This window comes from Paenibacillus sp. NMA1017, from assembly GCF_058895805.1.
The window spans coordinates 788,457-805,419 of record NZ_JBZXYR010000001.1 but is presented as its reverse complement, the minus strand read 5'-3'; the positions used below and the strand labels follow the sequence as shown (position 1 = coordinate 805,419).

Below are 16,963 nucleotides of genomic sequence, written 5' to 3'. Positions count from 1 at the left end.
TATAGATATAAGTGAAAGGAGTAGTGAAGTTGGACTCTAAAATTTTCAAAACCCTTGAATATCAAAAAATTCTAAATAAACTAAGTCACTATGCCCAAACGGCAACAGGACAACAGACAGCCCTTCGACTACAGCCCAGTGATGATTTGGAGCATATCAAGAAAATGCTGAAAGGCACGGATGAGGCCTATGCTGCTGATCGCCTCAAAGGAGTGCCTTCATTTAACGGAGTAGTGGATATCACTCCAGCGGTGAAGCGTGCCCGTATTGGTGGAACATTAAGCCCGCAGGAGTTGCTTGGCATTCGGACAACAGTTCAGGCCGCACGCCGTATACAGGTATACGTGGCAAGTCTGCATGAGGAAAATCCTGTCGAAACATTGCTGTATTGGAGCGAGCAGCTTTCGGAGCAAAGAGGTTTAGAAAACTCCATTAAAGGCTGTATTGACGAAAATGCAGAGGTGCTGGATTCTGCCAGCACAGAGCTTTCTCAAATCCGTCGGGAGCTGCGCTCGGGAGAAGTGCGTATTCGTGAAAAGCTGGATTCCATGATTCGTTCCTCAACTGTCTCCAAAATGCTTCAAGATCAGTTGATTACGATCCGTGGAGATCGGTTTGTGATCCCGGTTAAGGCCGAATACCGTTCTTATTTTGGCGGAATTGTTCATGATCAATCCGGGTCTGGTGCAACATTGTTTATCGAGCCTGAATCCATCGTAGCCATGAACAATAAGCTGAGGGAAACAAGGCTGAGAGAAGAGCGTGAAATTGAAGTCATTTTACAAAAGCTGACCGCACTCGTCGCAGAACAAGCGGATATGTTGCTGTATGATGTGGACATTTTGGGCAATCTTGATTTTATTTTTGCAAAAGCGCGTCTCGCTCGTGAAATGAAGGCAACCTTGCCTTTAATGAATGACCGCGGGTACTTGAAGCTGAAAAAGGGTAGACATCCCCTAATTCCGTTGGAGCAGGTTGTTCCCATTGATGTGGAGCTGGGCAATTCATACACCTCCATTATCGTTACCGGACCGAACACAGGAGGGAAAACCGTTACTCTGAAAACCATCGGTCTGCTTAGTTTGATGGCGATGTCTGGACTGTTTGTACCTGTTGAGGACGAAAGCCAGCTGTGTGTATTTGATGCAATCTATGCCGATATTGGTGACGAGCAGAGCATTGAACAAAACTTGAGTACATTTTCCAGTCACATGACCAATATTATTAGCATCCTGAAAAATATGACGCCAAAAAGTCTTGTATTGCTTGACGAAGTGGGGGCAGGAACGGACCCCGCGGAAGGTTCGGCTCTAGCTATATCCATTTTGGAGCATATACATGCTATGGGTTGCCGTATGGTTGCCACGACTCACTATAGTGAATTGAAGGCGTATGCCTATGAGCGTAAAGGAATTATTAATGCAAGCATGGAGTTTGATGTCGCTACATTAAGCCCGACTTACCGCCTTCTGGTCGGTGTTCCCGGACGAAGTAATGCATTTGCTATTGCCGAGCGATTGGGATTGCCAGGGCGTATTTTAGACTATGCCCGTGGTGAGGTAACGGAAGAAGACCAGCGCGTCGAGCACATGATCGCGTCACTGGAGCAGAACCGTTTAACAGCTGAGCAAGAACGGGAAAAAGCGGAGCAGCTGCGTAAGGAAATGGAAGCATTGCGTAGCCGTCATCAGACGGAGTTGGATAAGCTGGAGTCCCAACGGGACCGTATGCTGGAAAAAGCTGAGGACGAAGCAAGAGTTCTCGTGGATAAGGCTCGTAGTGAAGCAGAGAAAATCATTACTGATTTGCGTAAATTGGCTCAGGAAGAAGGGGCCTCGGTTAAGGAGCATAAGCTGATTGCAGCTCGCAGAGAACTGGATGAGGCTGAACCGAAGCAACGCAAGAAAAGTACCGTCAAACGCCCGGCCGCTACGCGTACTCGTTCTATCATGGCTGGCGATGAAGTATCCGTTCACAGTCTGAATAAAAAAGGCCACGTGGTTGAACTGTCCGGTACCAAGGAAGCTGTGGTTCAACTGGGGATCATGAAGATGAAGGTCAGTCTGGATGATCTGGAACTACTGCAACCTTCCCAAGCAACGACTCCAAGAGTTCAAAAACCAGTGACTGGCGTTAAGCGGACACGGGATGATAACGTACGAAGTGAACTTGATCTTCGGGGGGCAAACGTGGAGGAAGCCTTGATGGAAGTGGACCGATTCATGGATGAAGCGTTTCTGGCCAATCTGGGTCAGGTACACATTATTCATGGCAAAGGTACGGGTGTCCTGAGAACCGGTATTCAGGAGTACCTCCGCAAGCATAAACATGTGAAAAGCTACCGTATTGGTAATTACAATGAAGGCGGCACAGGCGTAACAGTTGCTGAATTGGAATAGCTATGGGTTGCCGGCTTTGCCCGGGAACGCTTGGTAGAACGGGAGGGACGAAGTGAAGATGGCGATTGATGAATTGCTGTCACATCCGTTGGGGATGATGCTGGGTTATTTCTCGGTGGCGGTGCTGGAGCTAATTGTATTTTTGTCGTGTTTTGAGCTGGTAACCCGCTATAAATGCTGGGAAGAGATCAAGCGCGGCAATGTTTCGGTAGCCATGGCTACGGGGGGGAAAATGTTCGGTATTTGCAACGTGCTCCGCTTTGCGATGGAAGCCAAATCCAGTGTGTATGATACGATGATTTGGTCGTTCGTTGGCTTTTTACTGCTACTTGCGGCGTACTTTCTTTTTGAGTTTCTGACACCGGTATTTTCTATCGATCAACAGATTAAAGAGGATAACCGTGCTGTCGGCTTGTTCTCCATGATTATTTCAATATCGTTATCTTATGTGATCGGTGCTAGCGTAACTTGACACATCCTGTATACTAGAGCTTGGTATACGCTTGGAACGGAAGGATGATAAGCTTGGAAATGACTATTTGCCCATGGTGTAACATGGAAATTATTTGGGATGAAGAATTGGGACCTGAGGAAGAGTGTCCTTATTGCCATAATGATCTGAAAGGGTACTCTGACATCACCGATGATGAAGATGAGTCTGTTTCTCCACCTGTTCATAGACATGCCGGTGAGCATGGACATGAAGAGACGAAACATGATCATGTGGCTTCTGTAACCCCGGCGCCCCACGCTCATGGAAAAGAAGACCTGAAGGGTTATCGTACCTTGAGTATTCAGCTCGGTGATGATGAGGAGCAGGATATTTTATATGAGGCAGAGGATGAAATCGTAGTTGAAAAACCGGTTGATGCACCGTTGTTGCAGGATAATGAGCTTCATAAGCTGCCTGTGCTGCACACTTTGCAAAAATTTGAAGAAAGCGGTGCGGATCTGATGGCTTATGAACAAGGCGCTGAACAAATACTCGACAGACAAGATGAGGTTCTTGAATGTTCCCAATGTGGAGAGTACATGCTACATGCGGGTTCGCAAACCGTAACCAAAGAAGGCTTTGAACCTTCGATGTCTCCAGCGCTTGGCAAGCCTGTTCTGGAGTTGCCGTTCGTCTTGAATGTTTATGTGTGTCCTAGCTGCTTCCATGTACAGCAGACACTGTCAGAGAATGACCGACTGCGGATGCTGGAGAAGCTCAGCGGTATTTCCAGCAATTAAATAGCAATCCCCCGAATAGGCCCAAGCTCAATACGGGCATCTTAAATCGAAGAAATCTTTGAACAAGCTGGCTTGAAATAAGCTGATTGGTGATTTTTCGGTTAGGGGGAACTGCATTGAAATCAAACCTGAACGGACAATCCATTCTGCTATTAAGCTTGAATGGATTGTTTGTGTTTGCAGCAGCATTGTCAGGCACATTTCTTAACGTGTATCTGTGGAAAAGCAGGCAGGATTACGCGATGATCGGCTGGTTTAATGTCAGTCAACAAATTGCGCTGGGAATTATGGTCTGGGTGGCTGGAAAATGGGTCAAGGAACATAACAAAATGAATGCCCTGCGCGTGGGGACCGCATTATCCGGCCTATTTTATCTGATCGTGTTATATACGGGACCGCAGGCTGTGAACTACATATGGCCGCTCGGGATGCTGCTGGGTGCAGCATTAGGTTTATTCTGGCTGGCGTTTAATGTCATTTTTTTCGAAGTCACGGACCAGGCAAGCCGTGATCATTTTAACGGATGGGTGGGTCTGCTGGGCTCGTTTTCGGGTATAGTGGGTCCTTGGCTGTCCGGTTGGATTATTGCCCGTATGGAGGATGATGCAGGTTATCGCGTGATATTCAGTATTTCCTTGGCCTTTTATGTCGTAGGAGTGGTGCTTAGTTTCTTTCTTCGCAAGCGTAAGCCGACAGGAAATTACAATTGGAAGGAACCCAAGCAACGATTGTCACAAAAAGGGAGTATGTGGCGTCCGTTGTCGCTATCGCTTATTGCCCAGGGCATTCGCGAAGGGGTGTTTGCCTTCCTGATCACGCTGCTCGTATATGTAGCTACTCAACAGGAATGGAAGCTGGCGCAGTTTTCACTTATTACATCGGCGGTTTCATTTTTCAGCTTTTGGGCTGTCGGAAAATGGCTCAAGCCACACTATCGTTCGGCGGGTATGCTGTTGGGTGCCGTGTTGTTGGTGATCGCGCTTTTACCGTTATTGTGGCGTATGGAGTATAGTACGCTACTGATTATGGGGATCGGTACCGCATTGTTTATGCCCTTGTATTTAATTCCCATGATTTCTGCGAGCTTTGATCTAATGGGTACGAGTAAAGGAGATGCCAATCAGAGAGTGGAACTGGTTGTACTGCGCGAACTATGCTTAATGGTAGGCCGGTTGACCGGAACACTCATTTTCTTGGGCGTCCTAAGCATCAGCAAGGCTCCTACGGCGATGATCTGGTTATTGATTGGACTTGCATTGATGCCAGTGCTCGGATGGTTTTTTATGCGAAGTGTGCTGAAAATGGAACAAAAGACGAAGCAGAACAAGTCTCATTCCCACGCACAACGCTGGCGCAAGCAAACGGAATAACATGAAAAATCAACACAAAAAGAACCTCAGAATTCACTTATATAGGCGAAAGGAGGTTCTTTTTGTATTCATATGTTAAACCATCGGTTCCGTTGTTTCTGGCGAGGATTTGGTCGTACGGGTCAGAGAATACAGCTCCATTTCAGGTCGGTGTGTGCCCGTCAGTTCATCAGCCAATAGCTGTGCGGCCATCATATTCGTAACCGATCCATTCCCTCCATAACCCTCCAAAAAGTAGCAGTTTGGAAAACGCGGATGTGGACCAATATACGGCAAGCCATCGTGAGAGGAGCCGAATACAGCCGCCCAAGCATAGTCGATCTGAAAGGGTACTCCGGGAAAATGCTCCTGTAGTGCTTGCAGCAGCTTTTGCTGTTGGTGTAGCAGCCTGATTTCACGCTGGTTGGCGTCCAATATAGGTTCATCCAAACCACCAATAATGATGCGTCCTTGCGGTGTGGAGCGCATATATAGATAAGGACGGGCAGTTTCCCAGATCAGACACTGCTCATGCCACAAGGGAGCATCTCCGATTGGATTGGTGGCGATAGCATAAGAGCTCTGCAGAACGGCTCCCCGATCGGTTTTAATCTCTTGTGTTTCATAACCTGTTGCAAAAACAACCTTTTTTGCTCGGATCATTCCACCGTTAGTATGACAAACGACCTCATTATCATGGAATTCAAAATGCTTGGCTTCCGTATGCTCATATAAGCGAACACCGAGACGGTTGGCAGATTGCAGCAGGCCCTGGGCAAACAAAAATGGATTAACCTCAGCATCTTCGTGTGTGTACAAGGCTGCCGGTTTTCGAAAAGGAAATCGGGCAGCAACCTTTTGCTCATCCCAGTACTCCGCTGGAAATCCAAACCGGGTTAGCTGTCTGTACTCTTCCTGAAGCACCTGTATATCCTCCGATGTACTTGCATAGTACAGGCTGCTGCGCCGAATAAAGGAAGGGTCTGTATCCAGTGTAGCAGCCAGCTTATCTAACTGATCCAATGCATCTTTACTCATGCGGTAAAACAGTACGCCGTTCGTTTCACCAAACGTATTAATGAAAGAGGTTAAGGTCTTGTCATTGCTATATTGCAGCAGGCCAGCATTGGCCGAAGAGCTTCCAGTTACCAGCTTGCGTTTGTCAATAACCACGGTGTCTACTTGTCGCTCTCCCAATAACCGGGAGCAGATGGCCCCTCCCATCCCTCCTCCGATGATCAATACATCACAAATTAAATCCTCTGCCAAAGGCGGAAAATCCAGTGTCTGCTCCAAGGAATTCGGCCAATATGTGTTCCCGCTTATCAATTCCATATAAAATAGCTCTCCTCATAGGCAATATGTAGTATCTCTTATGTGTACATAGTATTTCGACAAACGGACAAGATAACCAGCGTGCAACAAAACATCTAAGGAGGCACAGAGATTATGCAATCTACGAACATGCAACCCTTGTCAGGCAAAGAGCTGGAGTACATCGTGGACTCCATTTCCAATGAAGAACTACTACTCAAACAATGTGCGGCCACAGCGGCGTCTATTCAGCACCCAGCCATCCAACAAGCCTGTTTGCAACTGGCAAGAACTCATGAGCACCACTTGAATCTGCTTTCTAATGCTCTTCAACAGCATCAGCAGCTTGCCCCAATGCAACCGCAGCAGTAATTTGGATTTACAATAAAGGAGGTTTGACAGAATGTATTCACAAAACAATATGTCATTTATGCCCGAAGAAGATTTGCTCTATACCATTCTTGCTGATATGAAACGTACAGTGCGCGAGTACACAACGGCGACGACAGAATCCAATTGTCCGTCTGTGCGTCAGATGTTCACCGACCTTACGAATGATACATTGCGTCTGCAAGGTGATTTGTATCATCTGATGAGCCAAAACAATATGTACGCCACTCCGACTAAAGCGCTGCGCATCGATTTGGACAAACAGATTCAAGAAGCTCGCAAGACCCAACAAGAATGCCAACAGTTCATTCAGCAAAAGTCGGCATCCGCGGGAGTATATGGTCAATCTATGCACCAGCAAGGCCAGTCTACTCATCAAAACAACCCTTATTATATGTAAACGGGATTTTCCGTTTTTGAAGCAGATTCCCATAACAGCCGTCCATCTGCCGGGTTTACCGGAGTGGACGGTTTTTCTTTGCAGGTTTAAAGTGCGTATTGTATGATGTATAGTAATCTCTTTCGATGGAGGCCTTATGTAGAATGACAGAGCTAAATGGTTTGAAATTAAAAGTGCTGGAATTGTTAAAAGAAGATGCAAGAAGAACACCGACTTTGTTGGCTACTTTACTAGGGGTTGACGAGCAGGATGTACGCACCTCAATTAAAGAGCTCGAAGACCAACATGTAATCGTTAAGTACGCCGCCGTAGTCAATTGGGATAAAGTCGACGACGAAAAGGTTACTGCTTTGATTGAAGTACAGATTACACCCGAGCGTGGAAGAGGATTTGAAGGTATTGCAGAACGGATTTATTTATATCCGCAAGTTAAATCAGTTTATCTCATGTCGGGAGCATACGACTTGCTGGTAGAAGTTGAAGGCCGCAACCTCCGTGAGGTCGCTAATTTTGTGTCGGAGAAACTGTCTCCTATTGACTCGGTCTTGTCCACCAAGACCAATTTTACGCTTAAAAAATACAAGCAGGACGGAATTATCTTTGAGGATCATCAGGAAGATAATCGTCTGGTGATTTCGCCGTAAAGGAAGATCATGATGAATCTCAAAACAGAAGCATTTACCGATAGTAACAAAGCCATGAGTTCCTATTTGTCCCCGTTGGTGCGCGAGATCCCATCTTCGGGCATCCGTAAGTTTTTTGACTTGGTGGGTGGCAACAAGGATATTATTACCCTTGGTGTAGGCGAACCGGATTTTACAACCCCTTGGCATATGCGGGAAGCCTGTGTCTATTCATTAGAGCGAGGTTTTACCAGCTATACGTCTAATGCGGGAACGCCAGAACTTCGTGAAGCGATTAGTGATTATCTGAATGAGCAATTTGAAGTCCGTTATGATCCTAAAAATGAGATTATCGTGACCGTTGGGGGAAGCGAGGCGATTGATCTTGCTTTGCGTGCGTTAATTGTACCTGGCGACGAAATTCTCGTGCCCGAGCCGTGCTACATTTCATATTCTCCAATCACTTCGATTGGAGGCGGGATTCCGGTAGGTATTGAAACATTTGCTAAGAATGAATTCAAGCTGACGGCTGAGGCACTGGAGGCAAAAATTACACCTAAATCCAAGGTGTTGATTTTATGCTATCCGAGCAATCCAACTGGGGCTACGATGACTTATGAAGATTGGCTTCCGATTGCGGAAGTCGTGGAAAAGCATGATTTGATCGTCATTTCTGATGAAATTTATGCTGAATTGAATTATGGAGAGAAGCATGTCAGTTTTGCCGCTATGCCTGGTATGATGGATCGTACGATTCTCGTCAGTGGTTTTTCCAAAGCCTTCGCCATGACAGGCTGGCGTATTGGATATACATGCGGACATCCAGATCTGATTGCTGCTATGCTCAAAATCCATCAGTACACCGTAATGTGTGCGCCTTCTATGGGGCAAGTTGCGGCACTGGAAGGCTTGCGTAATGGTTTGGGTGAGAAAGATCGTATGGTAGAAGCCTATAATCAGCGTCGCCGTCTGATGGTTGAAGGGTTCCGGGAAATTGGCCTGGAGTGCCATGAGCCAAGAGGGGCTTTTTACGTTTTCCCCAGTATTCAAAGCACGGGACTCAGCTCAGATGAATTTGCACAGCGTCTTTTGGCAGAGGCTAAAGTTGCGGCTGTACCGGGTAATGTGTTCGGTTTGGGAGGCGAAGGCTATCTTCGTTGCTCCTACGCGACTTCGGTTGCTCAGCTGACGGAGGCACTGGATCGAATTGGTCATTTTATAGAAAAAGTAAGAAAAGAAGGTTAAAATTATTTTTTAATGGGTAATTCATAAAAAATAGTCTTTTATTTCTAAATTTCTATGCTATAATTTGAAATCGGAAGCAGGAAGTTCAATTTTTCAATTGTAGGAGGAATGCTCATGTCATATGTTGGATATAATTCGTCTAGTTCAATAGGATACGACATTTCTCTGGAAGATGAAATTTTGCTCCTGCGCAATGAGATGATGCGGACGTTTCAGGAAGAGCAGTCCTTCACCTCTGATCTTGTCATCGAGATCAGTTGCAAGCTCGATTTGAAAATCAATGAATACATGAAGCTGTATGGTACGGAATGCAAGGTGTAACCGTGTGAAGTCAGCCGAAGGTAAGAAGAAGGCCATAGGGCCTTCTTTTTTTGCGTTCACAACTTATGATATATTAATGGCATGGAAGAGGGGGGTAAATATGAGAGCAGGGCTAAAAAGGCTATCGCCATGGGTCATCGGAATGCTGGCACTTGTATTATTGGCTGGATGTGGAGGACGGGACAAGGACAGCTTCTCCATTTTTATTATGGATAAAGGGGATGCTTCGGTCATCCGTGAAGAGCTGGCACAGAAGCTTAAGGATAAGCTGGGCGAACAGGCTCCGACTATTGAGATTTCAGTTAGTCCGCTGTATAACCAGCAGAAGCTGGTTGTAGAATATGCGGCCGGGGAGCATGATCTGTTTCTTTTGCCGGAAGAGGACATGAAGCTGTATGGACAGAATGGCTCGAATCTGCCGTTAGATGATGCTTTTGACAAGAAGACGTATGCCCGGGGCGTGTTCGAGGGCGGCGTATTTAAGAAGAAGGGGCAGGAAGAAGAGGGAACAGATGTAAGCAAGGAAACTCATTTGTTTGGAATTCCAGTGGAGCAGATGAAGATGTTTAAGGAGCTAAAATATAACTCAAAAACATTATTTGCCACCGTGCCGCCTCGTACAAGCAATAAGGAAGAAGCCATTAAGGTGCTGAAAGCACTTACGGAATGATAAAGGGGATGGAATAAAGTGGGAATCTATACCAGAACAGGTGATGAAGGACAAACTTCTGTGATCGGCGGTCGAGTGTCCAAAGATGATGACCGTGTGGAGGCATACGGTACAATTGACGAGCTGAACAGTTTTGTGGGACAAGCGATCAGCTTTGCTGAAGGGGAAGAGTTTACTGATATTCGGACTCAATTAGAAGAAATACAGCAGGAGCTGTTTGATTGTGGTTCGGATTTGGCATTTGTTAAAATCAGTGAAAGCAAATATAAGGTGAAAGACGAGCTGGCAGAGCGTCTAGAAGGCTGGATTGATGCATGCCAGGAGGAAAATCCGAAGGTAGAGCGTTTTATTATACCGGGTGGTAGCACATTATCCTCAACGCTTCATGTTTGCCGTACGGTTTGCCGACGCGCGGAACGCCGTGCTGTTACACTAGGTAAACATACGGACATCAATCCGGCGGTACGTCGGTATTTGAACCGCCTTTCCGATTATTTCTTTGCCGTCGCTCGCACAGCGAATGTCCGTCAGGGCGTGCCCGATGTCGAATATGTGCGCAGCAAAAAAGTGTTCCGCAAATAAGGAGGCAACTGGGAATTTGTGATGAGCTTGTATTATGAACCTATCGTATATACGATCCCTCCTGAGGAGGAGGGCATGCTGTTGAAGACTATTTTACAAAAACGTATGAGCATTTCTCGAAAGTTAATATCTAAACTCAAGCTGACCGAGCAAGGTATTATGCTGAACGGGACACGTGTGTACATCAGTGTAAAGGTGAAGTCTGGGGATCGAGTAGAAATTCGCATGGAGCGCGAGCGTTCTGATGATATTTTACCTGAACCCATTCCCTTTGAAATATTGTTTGAGGACGAACATCTGTTAGTGGTGAACAAGGCGGCGGGCATGATTGTCCATCCGACTCACGGTCATTACACAGGAACACTGGCTAACGGGGTTGTGCATTATTGGCAGGCCAAGGGAGAACTGTTCCGGTTTCGTCCTGTTCATCGTCTTGATCAGGAGACGACGGGTGTGCTGGTAGTAGCTAAAAATCCGTATGTACACCAGCATATTTCTGAGCAGATGATTGCGGGAACGGTGGATAAGCGCTATACGGCTCTGGTACATGGGCGCCCTGAGCTGCATGAAGGTAAGGTAGACGGACCGATTGACCGCAACCCGGATGATCCGCATTTACGTATGGTGACCCCAGATGGTTATCCTGCCCTTACGCTGTATAAGCTGGAGGAAGTGTGGAACGGGGGAAGCCGCATCGGACTAAAGTTGGAATCCGGGCGTACGCACCAAATTCGAGTGCATATGACCTATATCGGTTGTCCGTTGATCGGAGATAAAATGTACCGGATTACACCTGATGATGCTGCGCAATGTGAACGATATGACCAGCTTGATGCCAGGATGCCTCGACAAGCCTTGCATGCCTCAGAGCTGTCCTTGGAGCATCCTGTAACCGGGGAGCGGCTGACGTTCTATGCTCCTCTACCTGACGATATGGCTGAAATGCAGAAGATATTAAGAGCGCAATATCTTTCAGAATAAAATATAAATAAGCGATGAAAACCAAATGGAGGTTAATCTAGCGATGAGCCAACTGAAAGTATATCAGTATTCTAAATGTAGTACCTGTCGTAATGCAGTGAAATGGCTGCAAAACAAGGGGCATGAGACGGAACTTATTCCTATTTTTGAACAACCGCCCGGACCGGAGGAATTGGAAGACTTAATTCGAAAAAGCGGGCTGGAGCTGAAAAAGTTTTTTAATACAAGCGGTGAGGTGTACAAAGAGTTAAAGCTGAAAGATAAGCTTGGAGACATGAGCCGTGAAGAGCAAATTTCGCTTTTATCCTCGAATGGAAGATTAATTAAACGCCCGATTGTAACAGACGGGAACAAAGTAACGATAGGATTCAAAGAGGAAACATTTGAGGGCACATGGGGAACTCAATAACGCCCAATTTACCCCCACGATATGTTATACTGTGGGGGTTAAATATTATGATGAATGGGAGCAATACAATCTGTGACACAACGCAATGAACAATCCGTAATGCTGGTTGACGGCATGGCCCTGCTATTTCGCGCTTATTATGCAACCGCCGCAAACGGTTATATCCGTCGTACAAAAGCTGGGGTGCCAACGAACGCCATATATGGTTTTATTCGATATTTTTGGGATGCAGTCCAAACGTTTAATCCTACACATGTCATTTGCTGCTGGGATATGGGCGGAACGACATTCCGTGGGGAACATTTTGCTGCGTATAAAGGAAACCGAGCCGACGCACCAGATGATTTGATTCCCCAATTTACATTGATTCGTGAAGTGACGGACAGCCTCGGCATTCCCAACATTGGAGCGGAAGGCTTTGAAGCCGATGATTGCATCGGTACGCTCGCACGCCATTATTCGCAAAATGAGGACATGGATGTAATGATTCTCTCGGGAGATCATGATTTACTTCAATTAGTGGATGAGCGGACACGGGTCATTATTATGAAAAAAGGCCACGGCAATTATATGGTATACACCCCGGAGACCCTGCTGACTGAAAAAGGGCTTAAGCCACGCCAAGTGGTGGACCTTAAAGGTCTGATGGGGGATGCAAGCGATAATTATCCAGGAGTTCGAGGTATCGGTGAGAAAACGGCACTCAAGCTGGTGCAGGAATACGACTCCATTGAAGGTATTCTGGAGAATCTGGATCAATTAACACCATCGGTCCGCAAAAAAATTGAGAGCGATTTGGATATGATGCATCTTTCACGCAAACTTGCTGAAATTCACTGTGGTGTACCTGTAGCATGTGCTTTGGATAGCTGTCTGCTGACGCTGGATCATGTGCAAATTGTAGACAAGTTCGAGCAGCTTGAAATGAAAAGCTTGTGTACATTGATGGGTGTCGCAACCGGGTCATAATCAAGCTGTTAGGCTCGGTACGGACAATTTAAGTAAAGTAAGTTATGTAGGGATGCTGACGCTGGGTGCGTTAGTGTCCTTATTTATATACCGTTATGTCAACGGAACTATATTGTCTTGTGAAAGATTATATACAATTGCGATAGGGGGATTGACCTCAGGTACATTTCAGGTGAATATAGTGGAGAGAGAACCGGATTATTGAAAGGGGACAACAGCAACTATGACAGTATTGGGAGCAATTGAGGCAGGCGGTACTAAATTTGTATGTGGAATTGGCAACGAACATGGAGAGGTACTGGAACGAGCGAGCTTTCCAACAACCACACCAGCAGAAACAATGGAGAATGTCATCGCATTTTTTGAAGGCAAGGGCATCGAAGCATTGGGCGTAGGCTCGTTCGGGCCGATTGATCCTATCGAAGGTAGTGATACATATGGTTATATTACAACAACGCCAAAGCCGCATTGGGGAAATTACAATCTGATTGGTAAACTGAAAGAGCATTTTGATGTGCCTATGGGGTTTGATACGGATGTGAATGGAGCAGCACTTGGTGAGTCTATTTGGGGTGCCGCCAAAGGATTGGACAACTGTCTGTATATTACGATAGGTACAGGCATCGGGGCAGGTGCTTTGGTTGGTGGAAAGCTGATACATGGATTATCTCACCCGGAAATGGGGCATATTCTGGTACGTCGTCACCCAGAAGATACTTATGAGGGGACATGTCCTTATCACGGAGATTGTTTGGAGGGTCTGGCAGCAGGTCCTGCGCTCGAAAAAAGATGGAAGGTTAAAGGACATGAGCTTTCTGTCGATCACCCGGCCTGGGAAATGGAAGCGCACTATCTGGCACAGGCTTTAATGAGCTATGTATTAATCCTGTCCCCGCAAAAAATTATTATGGGCGGGGGAGTAATGAAGCAAGACCAATTGTTCCCGCTCATTCGTACCAAACTACAAGAACTTTTGAACGGATACGTGCAGCATTCGAGTCTGACAACAGATATTGAGAAATATATCGTATCTCCAGGATTGGGTGACAATGCTGGATTGTGTGGTGCTCTGGCATTGGCAAAGGAAAAGCTGAATCATTAGAATTTAGGGTTGACGGCACTCCAAGGTACGGTTATTATATAGGCAACAGTATAGTACGGCTCAAAAAGGGAAGCACCTTTCTTGCGAATACGCAGGATAGGTGCTTTTTTTTGCGTTTTTGTGTTGTGCGGGACTGTCTTTCAACGATATGAGGGAGGAAGAAATCATGGAGATAGTATTTTTAAATCGCTTGTCCAAACGGAATGAACAGGGCTATGAGGACTTTGCTCAGGTATGGATTGGGCAGCATGAAGGGGGATGGAGTGCAGGCTGGAGCACACACCATGTCCCGGATGAAAGTATAGACGACCTTTGGTATGAGGGCAGTTTGTGGCAGGAATTGCTGCATGTATACCGTCATGAGCTGGCGCTCAAAATGGCTGAGGGCTACAGGCCCCTAATCCATGGCGTATTTCATGAGCAAGAAGAATCATCAGGGCGAGGACAAACGCTGCAAAAGCTGTATTGCTACAGTGATTTGTTTCCACGTGATGAAGTGTATGAGCAATTGACGATGTGGAGAAGGCAAAAAGCAGCAACGGAACGAAAAGCACCTTATTTTATCGCTACGAATCGACTACTTCGGCTCATTAGCGTTTATCTTCCCCATACCGAAGAAGAACTGTTGGAGCTGCCTGGTATGGGTCAGGGTAAGGTGTCGCAATATGGGACGGAGCTATTGGCTATTACGACACAAAATGACCGCACCACGCCATTTCCGTTGAACTGGGTAACAGAGACGCTGGAAGAAGAAGTTTTTTTGTCATGGCTATACAAGCAAAAAGAAAACCAGTACAGGCAGGAGCTGAACAAATTCAGCTTAACTAGAACGATTATTGAAGGCATTTCGGACGGTCTTTCACTGGAGCATATCGGAATGAAGACAGGTTTGCATCGTAGAGAGATGGTTGAAGCTGTGGAGCATTTGGATAGAGATGGTATTGATATGGAGAAGCTGATCCACAAGGAATTGGTGAATGTATCTGAGGAGGAGCAGGCAGCTATCTGGTCTGCTTATGAAGAGTTGGGGGATACGTTGCTCAAGCCCGTCATGCTGAAAGTGTATGGGGAAGAAAAGGCAACGGAAACAGGACTGGATCAGATTTATGAGCGTCTACGTCTGATCCGTATACGGTTTCGTCATCAGCAGGTACCCGACCGACATGTTGGATAATATAGAACTGGTTGGATAAAGCTAGGTATTAAAGTATATTCAGGGTCCAACATACTAAAAAGCAGCAGCCAGTTCCTCACAGGACACGGCTGCTGCTTTTTATGACCAAGCTTGAAAATCGAAAATAAGAATCCAACTCGGGGACTTTTTTCCCTTTTCTTTTTAAACCCAGTCTTTCTTGCGGAAAATACAGAACATACTGACACCTAATGCTACCATGATACCAATGACGACAAAATAGCCATAACGTGTATGAAGCTCAGGCATATTATCGAAGTTCATCCCATATATTCCGGTAATGACCGTCAATGGCATAAATACAGTCGTAATTGCCGTAAACACACGCATAATTTCATTGGCACGGTTGGCGATACTGGATTGATAAGCTTCTCGAAGGTTACCCATCAAGTCGCGGTAAGTTTCAAAAGTCTCCGAAATTTTCACAGCATTTTCATAAATATCGCTGAAATATTTTTGCAATTGATCGTCGATGAGCCGCAAATCCCGTTTGTTCAGGGTATTGATGACTTCCTTTTGTGGACCTAACACTTTTTTCAGCCACAGAATCTCACTGCGTAAGCCGATGATTTCGTTCAAATGCGACTTTTTCGTATGCATTAGAATATCTTCTTCCAGCTTTTCAATGCGAACTTCAATCCGGTCACCAACCAGAAAATAGTTGTCAACAATCAAGTCGACCAACAGATACATAAAACGGTCAGGCTGACTGACTTCTTGCTCCCACAGCATAGGCTTGAGGGTACGAAGCTCATTGATTTTCTGCTTGGTCACCGTAATGATAAAATGGCGGCCGAGAAAAATGTTCAAAGCTCGCAAAAATATTTCTTCATCATCAAAACGAATGCTATTTACAACGATAAAATAATGACTTTCATAAATTTCAATCTTCGGACGCTGTTCTTCTTCACTCAAACAGTCTTCTACTGCAAGATCATGCATGGAAAATAAAGGCTGGAGCACTGCCAGATCATCGACATCGGCATCAATCCAATAAAAACCTTCTGCCGGTGCAGTAAGCGCCATTTCAATTTCTTCGACAGGGGTAAAAACCCCGTTGTTGACCAAACGGATTTTCATATATGTCACTCCTTATGCTCCGTCGTAACGGAAATACGTTTACCTTAAGCATAAGGAATGAACTCAGTAGCCAGTTAGCCGGTGCGGGTAAGCGTGCATTCTCATTAAAAGCCGGAGGCTTTTGGAGCATGCAGAGCCAGGCGTCCCGTCTTTCGGCAAGCTGAAGTCATTCCTATGCTGTTATTCAGGGATCGCCGCCTATTCGGACTCGGGTCGCCTTCCATTCCGGATTCACCTCTCAAATGTTCTTTTTTAGATTGCCACAGTATCGCAGGAAACACTCAAATCTGCACTACTGCTCCATATTTTTACCTAATAGCACTTGTATAGTATAACGCTCGGCCTACGGCCTTTCAAGCGCAAAATCATGGGCAAAATCAACAGTAGTGGTAAGAGCTTCAGCGATAGGAGGGATATGATTTAACCTATGGAAAAGGTAGACAAAATGTGAATGCAGGTTACAAATTTACAAGTCCCATCTTGACGAAGCCCAGCCGATGCATTAAAGTGAACAACAAGAACTTTGTGACCCAAAATGAATATAGCGAAATCTTATCAAGAGCAGGTGGAGGGACTAGCCCGATGATACCCGGCAACCGGCGATTTTAATCGCACGGTGCTAATTCTTGCAGGACGCGCGCTTTGTACAAAGAGCGTTGCCCTGACAGATGAGAGAGGCGCATATGGATACAAATATGACCTTT

Annotated in this window: 18 protein-coding genes and 1 riboswitch; of the genes, 16 read left to right on the top strand and 2 right to left on the bottom strand. The window is 45.9% G+C overall.

The annotated features are described in order from the left end of the window. Positions 1 to 29: 29 nt before the first annotated feature. The 4 genes from AC5ELV_RS03825 to AC5ELV_RS03810 all read left to right on the top strand — a co-directional run bounded on the left by AC5ELV_RS03825 (position 30) and on the right by AC5ELV_RS03810 (position 5,002). On the top strand, positions 30 to 2,399 hold the full coding sequence (locus AC5ELV_RS03825) for an endonuclease MutS2 (protein ID WP_493429181.1): 2,370 nt from the start codon (positions 30 to 32) through the stop codon (positions 2,397 to 2,399). Between the two features lie 58 nt (positions 2,400 to 2,457). Next, the gene (locus tag AC5ELV_RS03820) at positions 2,458 to 2,871 is read left to right on the top strand and encodes a DUF350 domain-containing protein (protein ID WP_013309402.1); all 414 of its coding nucleotides are present in this window, start codon (positions 2,458 to 2,460) and stop codon (positions 2,869 to 2,871) included. Positions 2,872 to 2,924: 53 nt separating this feature from the next. Next, positions 2,925 to 3,632 carry a hypothetical protein gene (locus AC5ELV_RS03815; RefSeq protein WP_493429180.1) on the top strand — a complete coding sequence of 236 codons (708 nt, stop codon included), beginning with the start codon at positions 2,925 to 2,927 and terminating at the stop codon, positions 3,630 to 3,632. A gap of 116 nt (positions 3,633 to 3,748) precedes the next feature. Beyond that, complete coding sequence (locus AC5ELV_RS03810) at positions 3,749 to 5,002, top strand: MFS transporter (RefSeq protein WP_493429179.1); 1,254 nt, start codon at positions 3,749 to 3,751, stop codon at positions 5,000 to 5,002. Between the two features lie 75 nt (positions 5,003 to 5,077). On the opposite strand, the gene AC5ELV_RS03805 is transcribed toward AC5ELV_RS03810, so the two are convergent. Next, the gene (locus AC5ELV_RS03805) at positions 5,078 to 6,316 is read right to left on the bottom strand and encodes an NAD(P)/FAD-dependent oxidoreductase (protein WP_493429178.1); all 1,239 of its coding nucleotides are present in this window, start codon (positions 6,314 to 6,316) and stop codon (positions 5,078 to 5,080) included. Positions 6,317 to 6,430: 114 nt separating this feature from the next. On the opposite strand from AC5ELV_RS03805, the gene AC5ELV_RS03800 reads away from it, so the two are divergent. The 12 genes from AC5ELV_RS03800 (at position 6,431) to AC5ELV_RS03745 (ending at position 15,161) form a co-directional block, all read left to right on the top strand. After that, entirely contained in the window at positions 6,431 to 6,667 is a 237-nt protein-coding gene (locus AC5ELV_RS03800; protein ID WP_013370103.1) for a hypothetical protein, read from the top strand. A 31-nt stretch (positions 6,668 to 6,698) separates the two neighbouring features. Further along, on the top strand, positions 6,699 to 7,085 hold the full coding sequence (locus tag AC5ELV_RS03795) for a spore coat protein (RefSeq protein WP_029516490.1): 387 nt from the start codon (positions 6,699 to 6,701) through the stop codon (positions 7,083 to 7,085). 143 nt (positions 7,086 to 7,228) lie between these two features. Beyond that, entirely contained in the window at positions 7,229 to 7,729 is a 501-nt protein-coding gene (locus AC5ELV_RS03790; protein WP_023987779.1) for an Lrp/AsnC family transcriptional regulator, read from the top strand. 12 nt (positions 7,730 to 7,741) lie between these two features. Next, positions 7,742 to 8,953, top strand: coding sequence for an aminotransferase class I/II-fold pyridoxal phosphate-dependent enzyme (locus AC5ELV_RS03785; RefSeq protein WP_493429343.1), 1,212 nt, complete (start codon positions 7,742 to 7,744; stop codon positions 8,951 to 8,953). Positions 8,954 to 9,067: 114 nt separating this feature from the next. Next, positions 9,068 to 9,274 (top strand): aspartyl-phosphate phosphatase Spo0E family protein, encoded by a 207-nt coding sequence (locus AC5ELV_RS03780; RefSeq protein ID WP_493429177.1) that lies wholly within the window; start codon positions 9,068 to 9,070, stop codon positions 9,272 to 9,274. 100 nt (positions 9,275 to 9,374) lie between these two features. Then, the gene (locus AC5ELV_RS03775; RefSeq protein ID WP_493429176.1) at positions 9,375 to 9,944 is read left to right on the top strand and encodes a hypothetical protein; all 570 of its coding nucleotides are present in this window, start codon (positions 9,375 to 9,377) and stop codon (positions 9,942 to 9,944) included. 18 nt (positions 9,945 to 9,962) lie between these two features. Further along, positions 9,963 to 10,526: a cob(I)yrinic acid a,c-diamide adenosyltransferase gene (locus AC5ELV_RS03770; RefSeq protein WP_061829140.1), complete on the top strand. Its 564-nt coding sequence runs from the start codon at positions 9,963 to 9,965 to the stop codon at positions 10,524 to 10,526. A 21-nt stretch (positions 10,527 to 10,547) separates the two neighbouring features. After that, complete coding sequence (locus AC5ELV_RS03765) at positions 10,548 to 11,507, top strand: RluA family pseudouridine synthase (protein WP_493429342.1); 960 nt, start codon at positions 10,548 to 10,550, stop codon at positions 11,505 to 11,507. A 43-nt stretch (positions 11,508 to 11,550) separates the two neighbouring features. Further along, positions 11,551 to 11,916, top strand: a complete 366-nt coding sequence (locus tag AC5ELV_RS03760) for an arsenate reductase family protein (protein WP_493429175.1) — start codon at positions 11,551 to 11,553, stop codon at positions 11,914 to 11,916. Between the two features lie 72 nt (positions 11,917 to 11,988). Then, on the top strand, positions 11,989 to 12,885 hold the full coding sequence (locus AC5ELV_RS03755; protein ID WP_493429174.1) for a 5'-3' exonuclease: 897 nt from the start codon (positions 11,989 to 11,991) through the stop codon (positions 12,883 to 12,885). Between the two features lie 223 nt (positions 12,886 to 13,108). Further along, a complete protein-coding gene (locus tag AC5ELV_RS03750) occupies positions 13,109 to 13,987 on the top strand; it encodes an ROK family protein (protein ID WP_493429173.1) in 879 nt (292 codons plus the stop codon). A 166-nt stretch (positions 13,988 to 14,153) separates the two neighbouring features. Then, on the top strand, positions 14,154 to 15,161 hold the full coding sequence (locus AC5ELV_RS03745) for an HRDC domain-containing protein (protein WP_493429172.1): 1,008 nt from the start codon (positions 14,154 to 14,156) through the stop codon (positions 15,159 to 15,161). 162 nt (positions 15,162 to 15,323) lie between these two features. On the opposite strand, the gene corA is transcribed toward AC5ELV_RS03745, so the two are convergent. After that, positions 15,324 to 16,259 (bottom strand): magnesium/cobalt transporter CorA, encoded by a 936-nt coding sequence (gene corA, locus AC5ELV_RS03740; protein WP_023987788.1) that lies wholly within the window; start codon positions 16,257 to 16,259, stop codon positions 15,324 to 15,326. Positions 16,260 to 16,808: 549 nt separating this feature from the next. Continuing rightward, positions 16,809 to 16,934: riboswitch (SAM riboswitch) on the top strand. Positions 16,935 to 16,963: the final 29 nt, after the last annotated feature.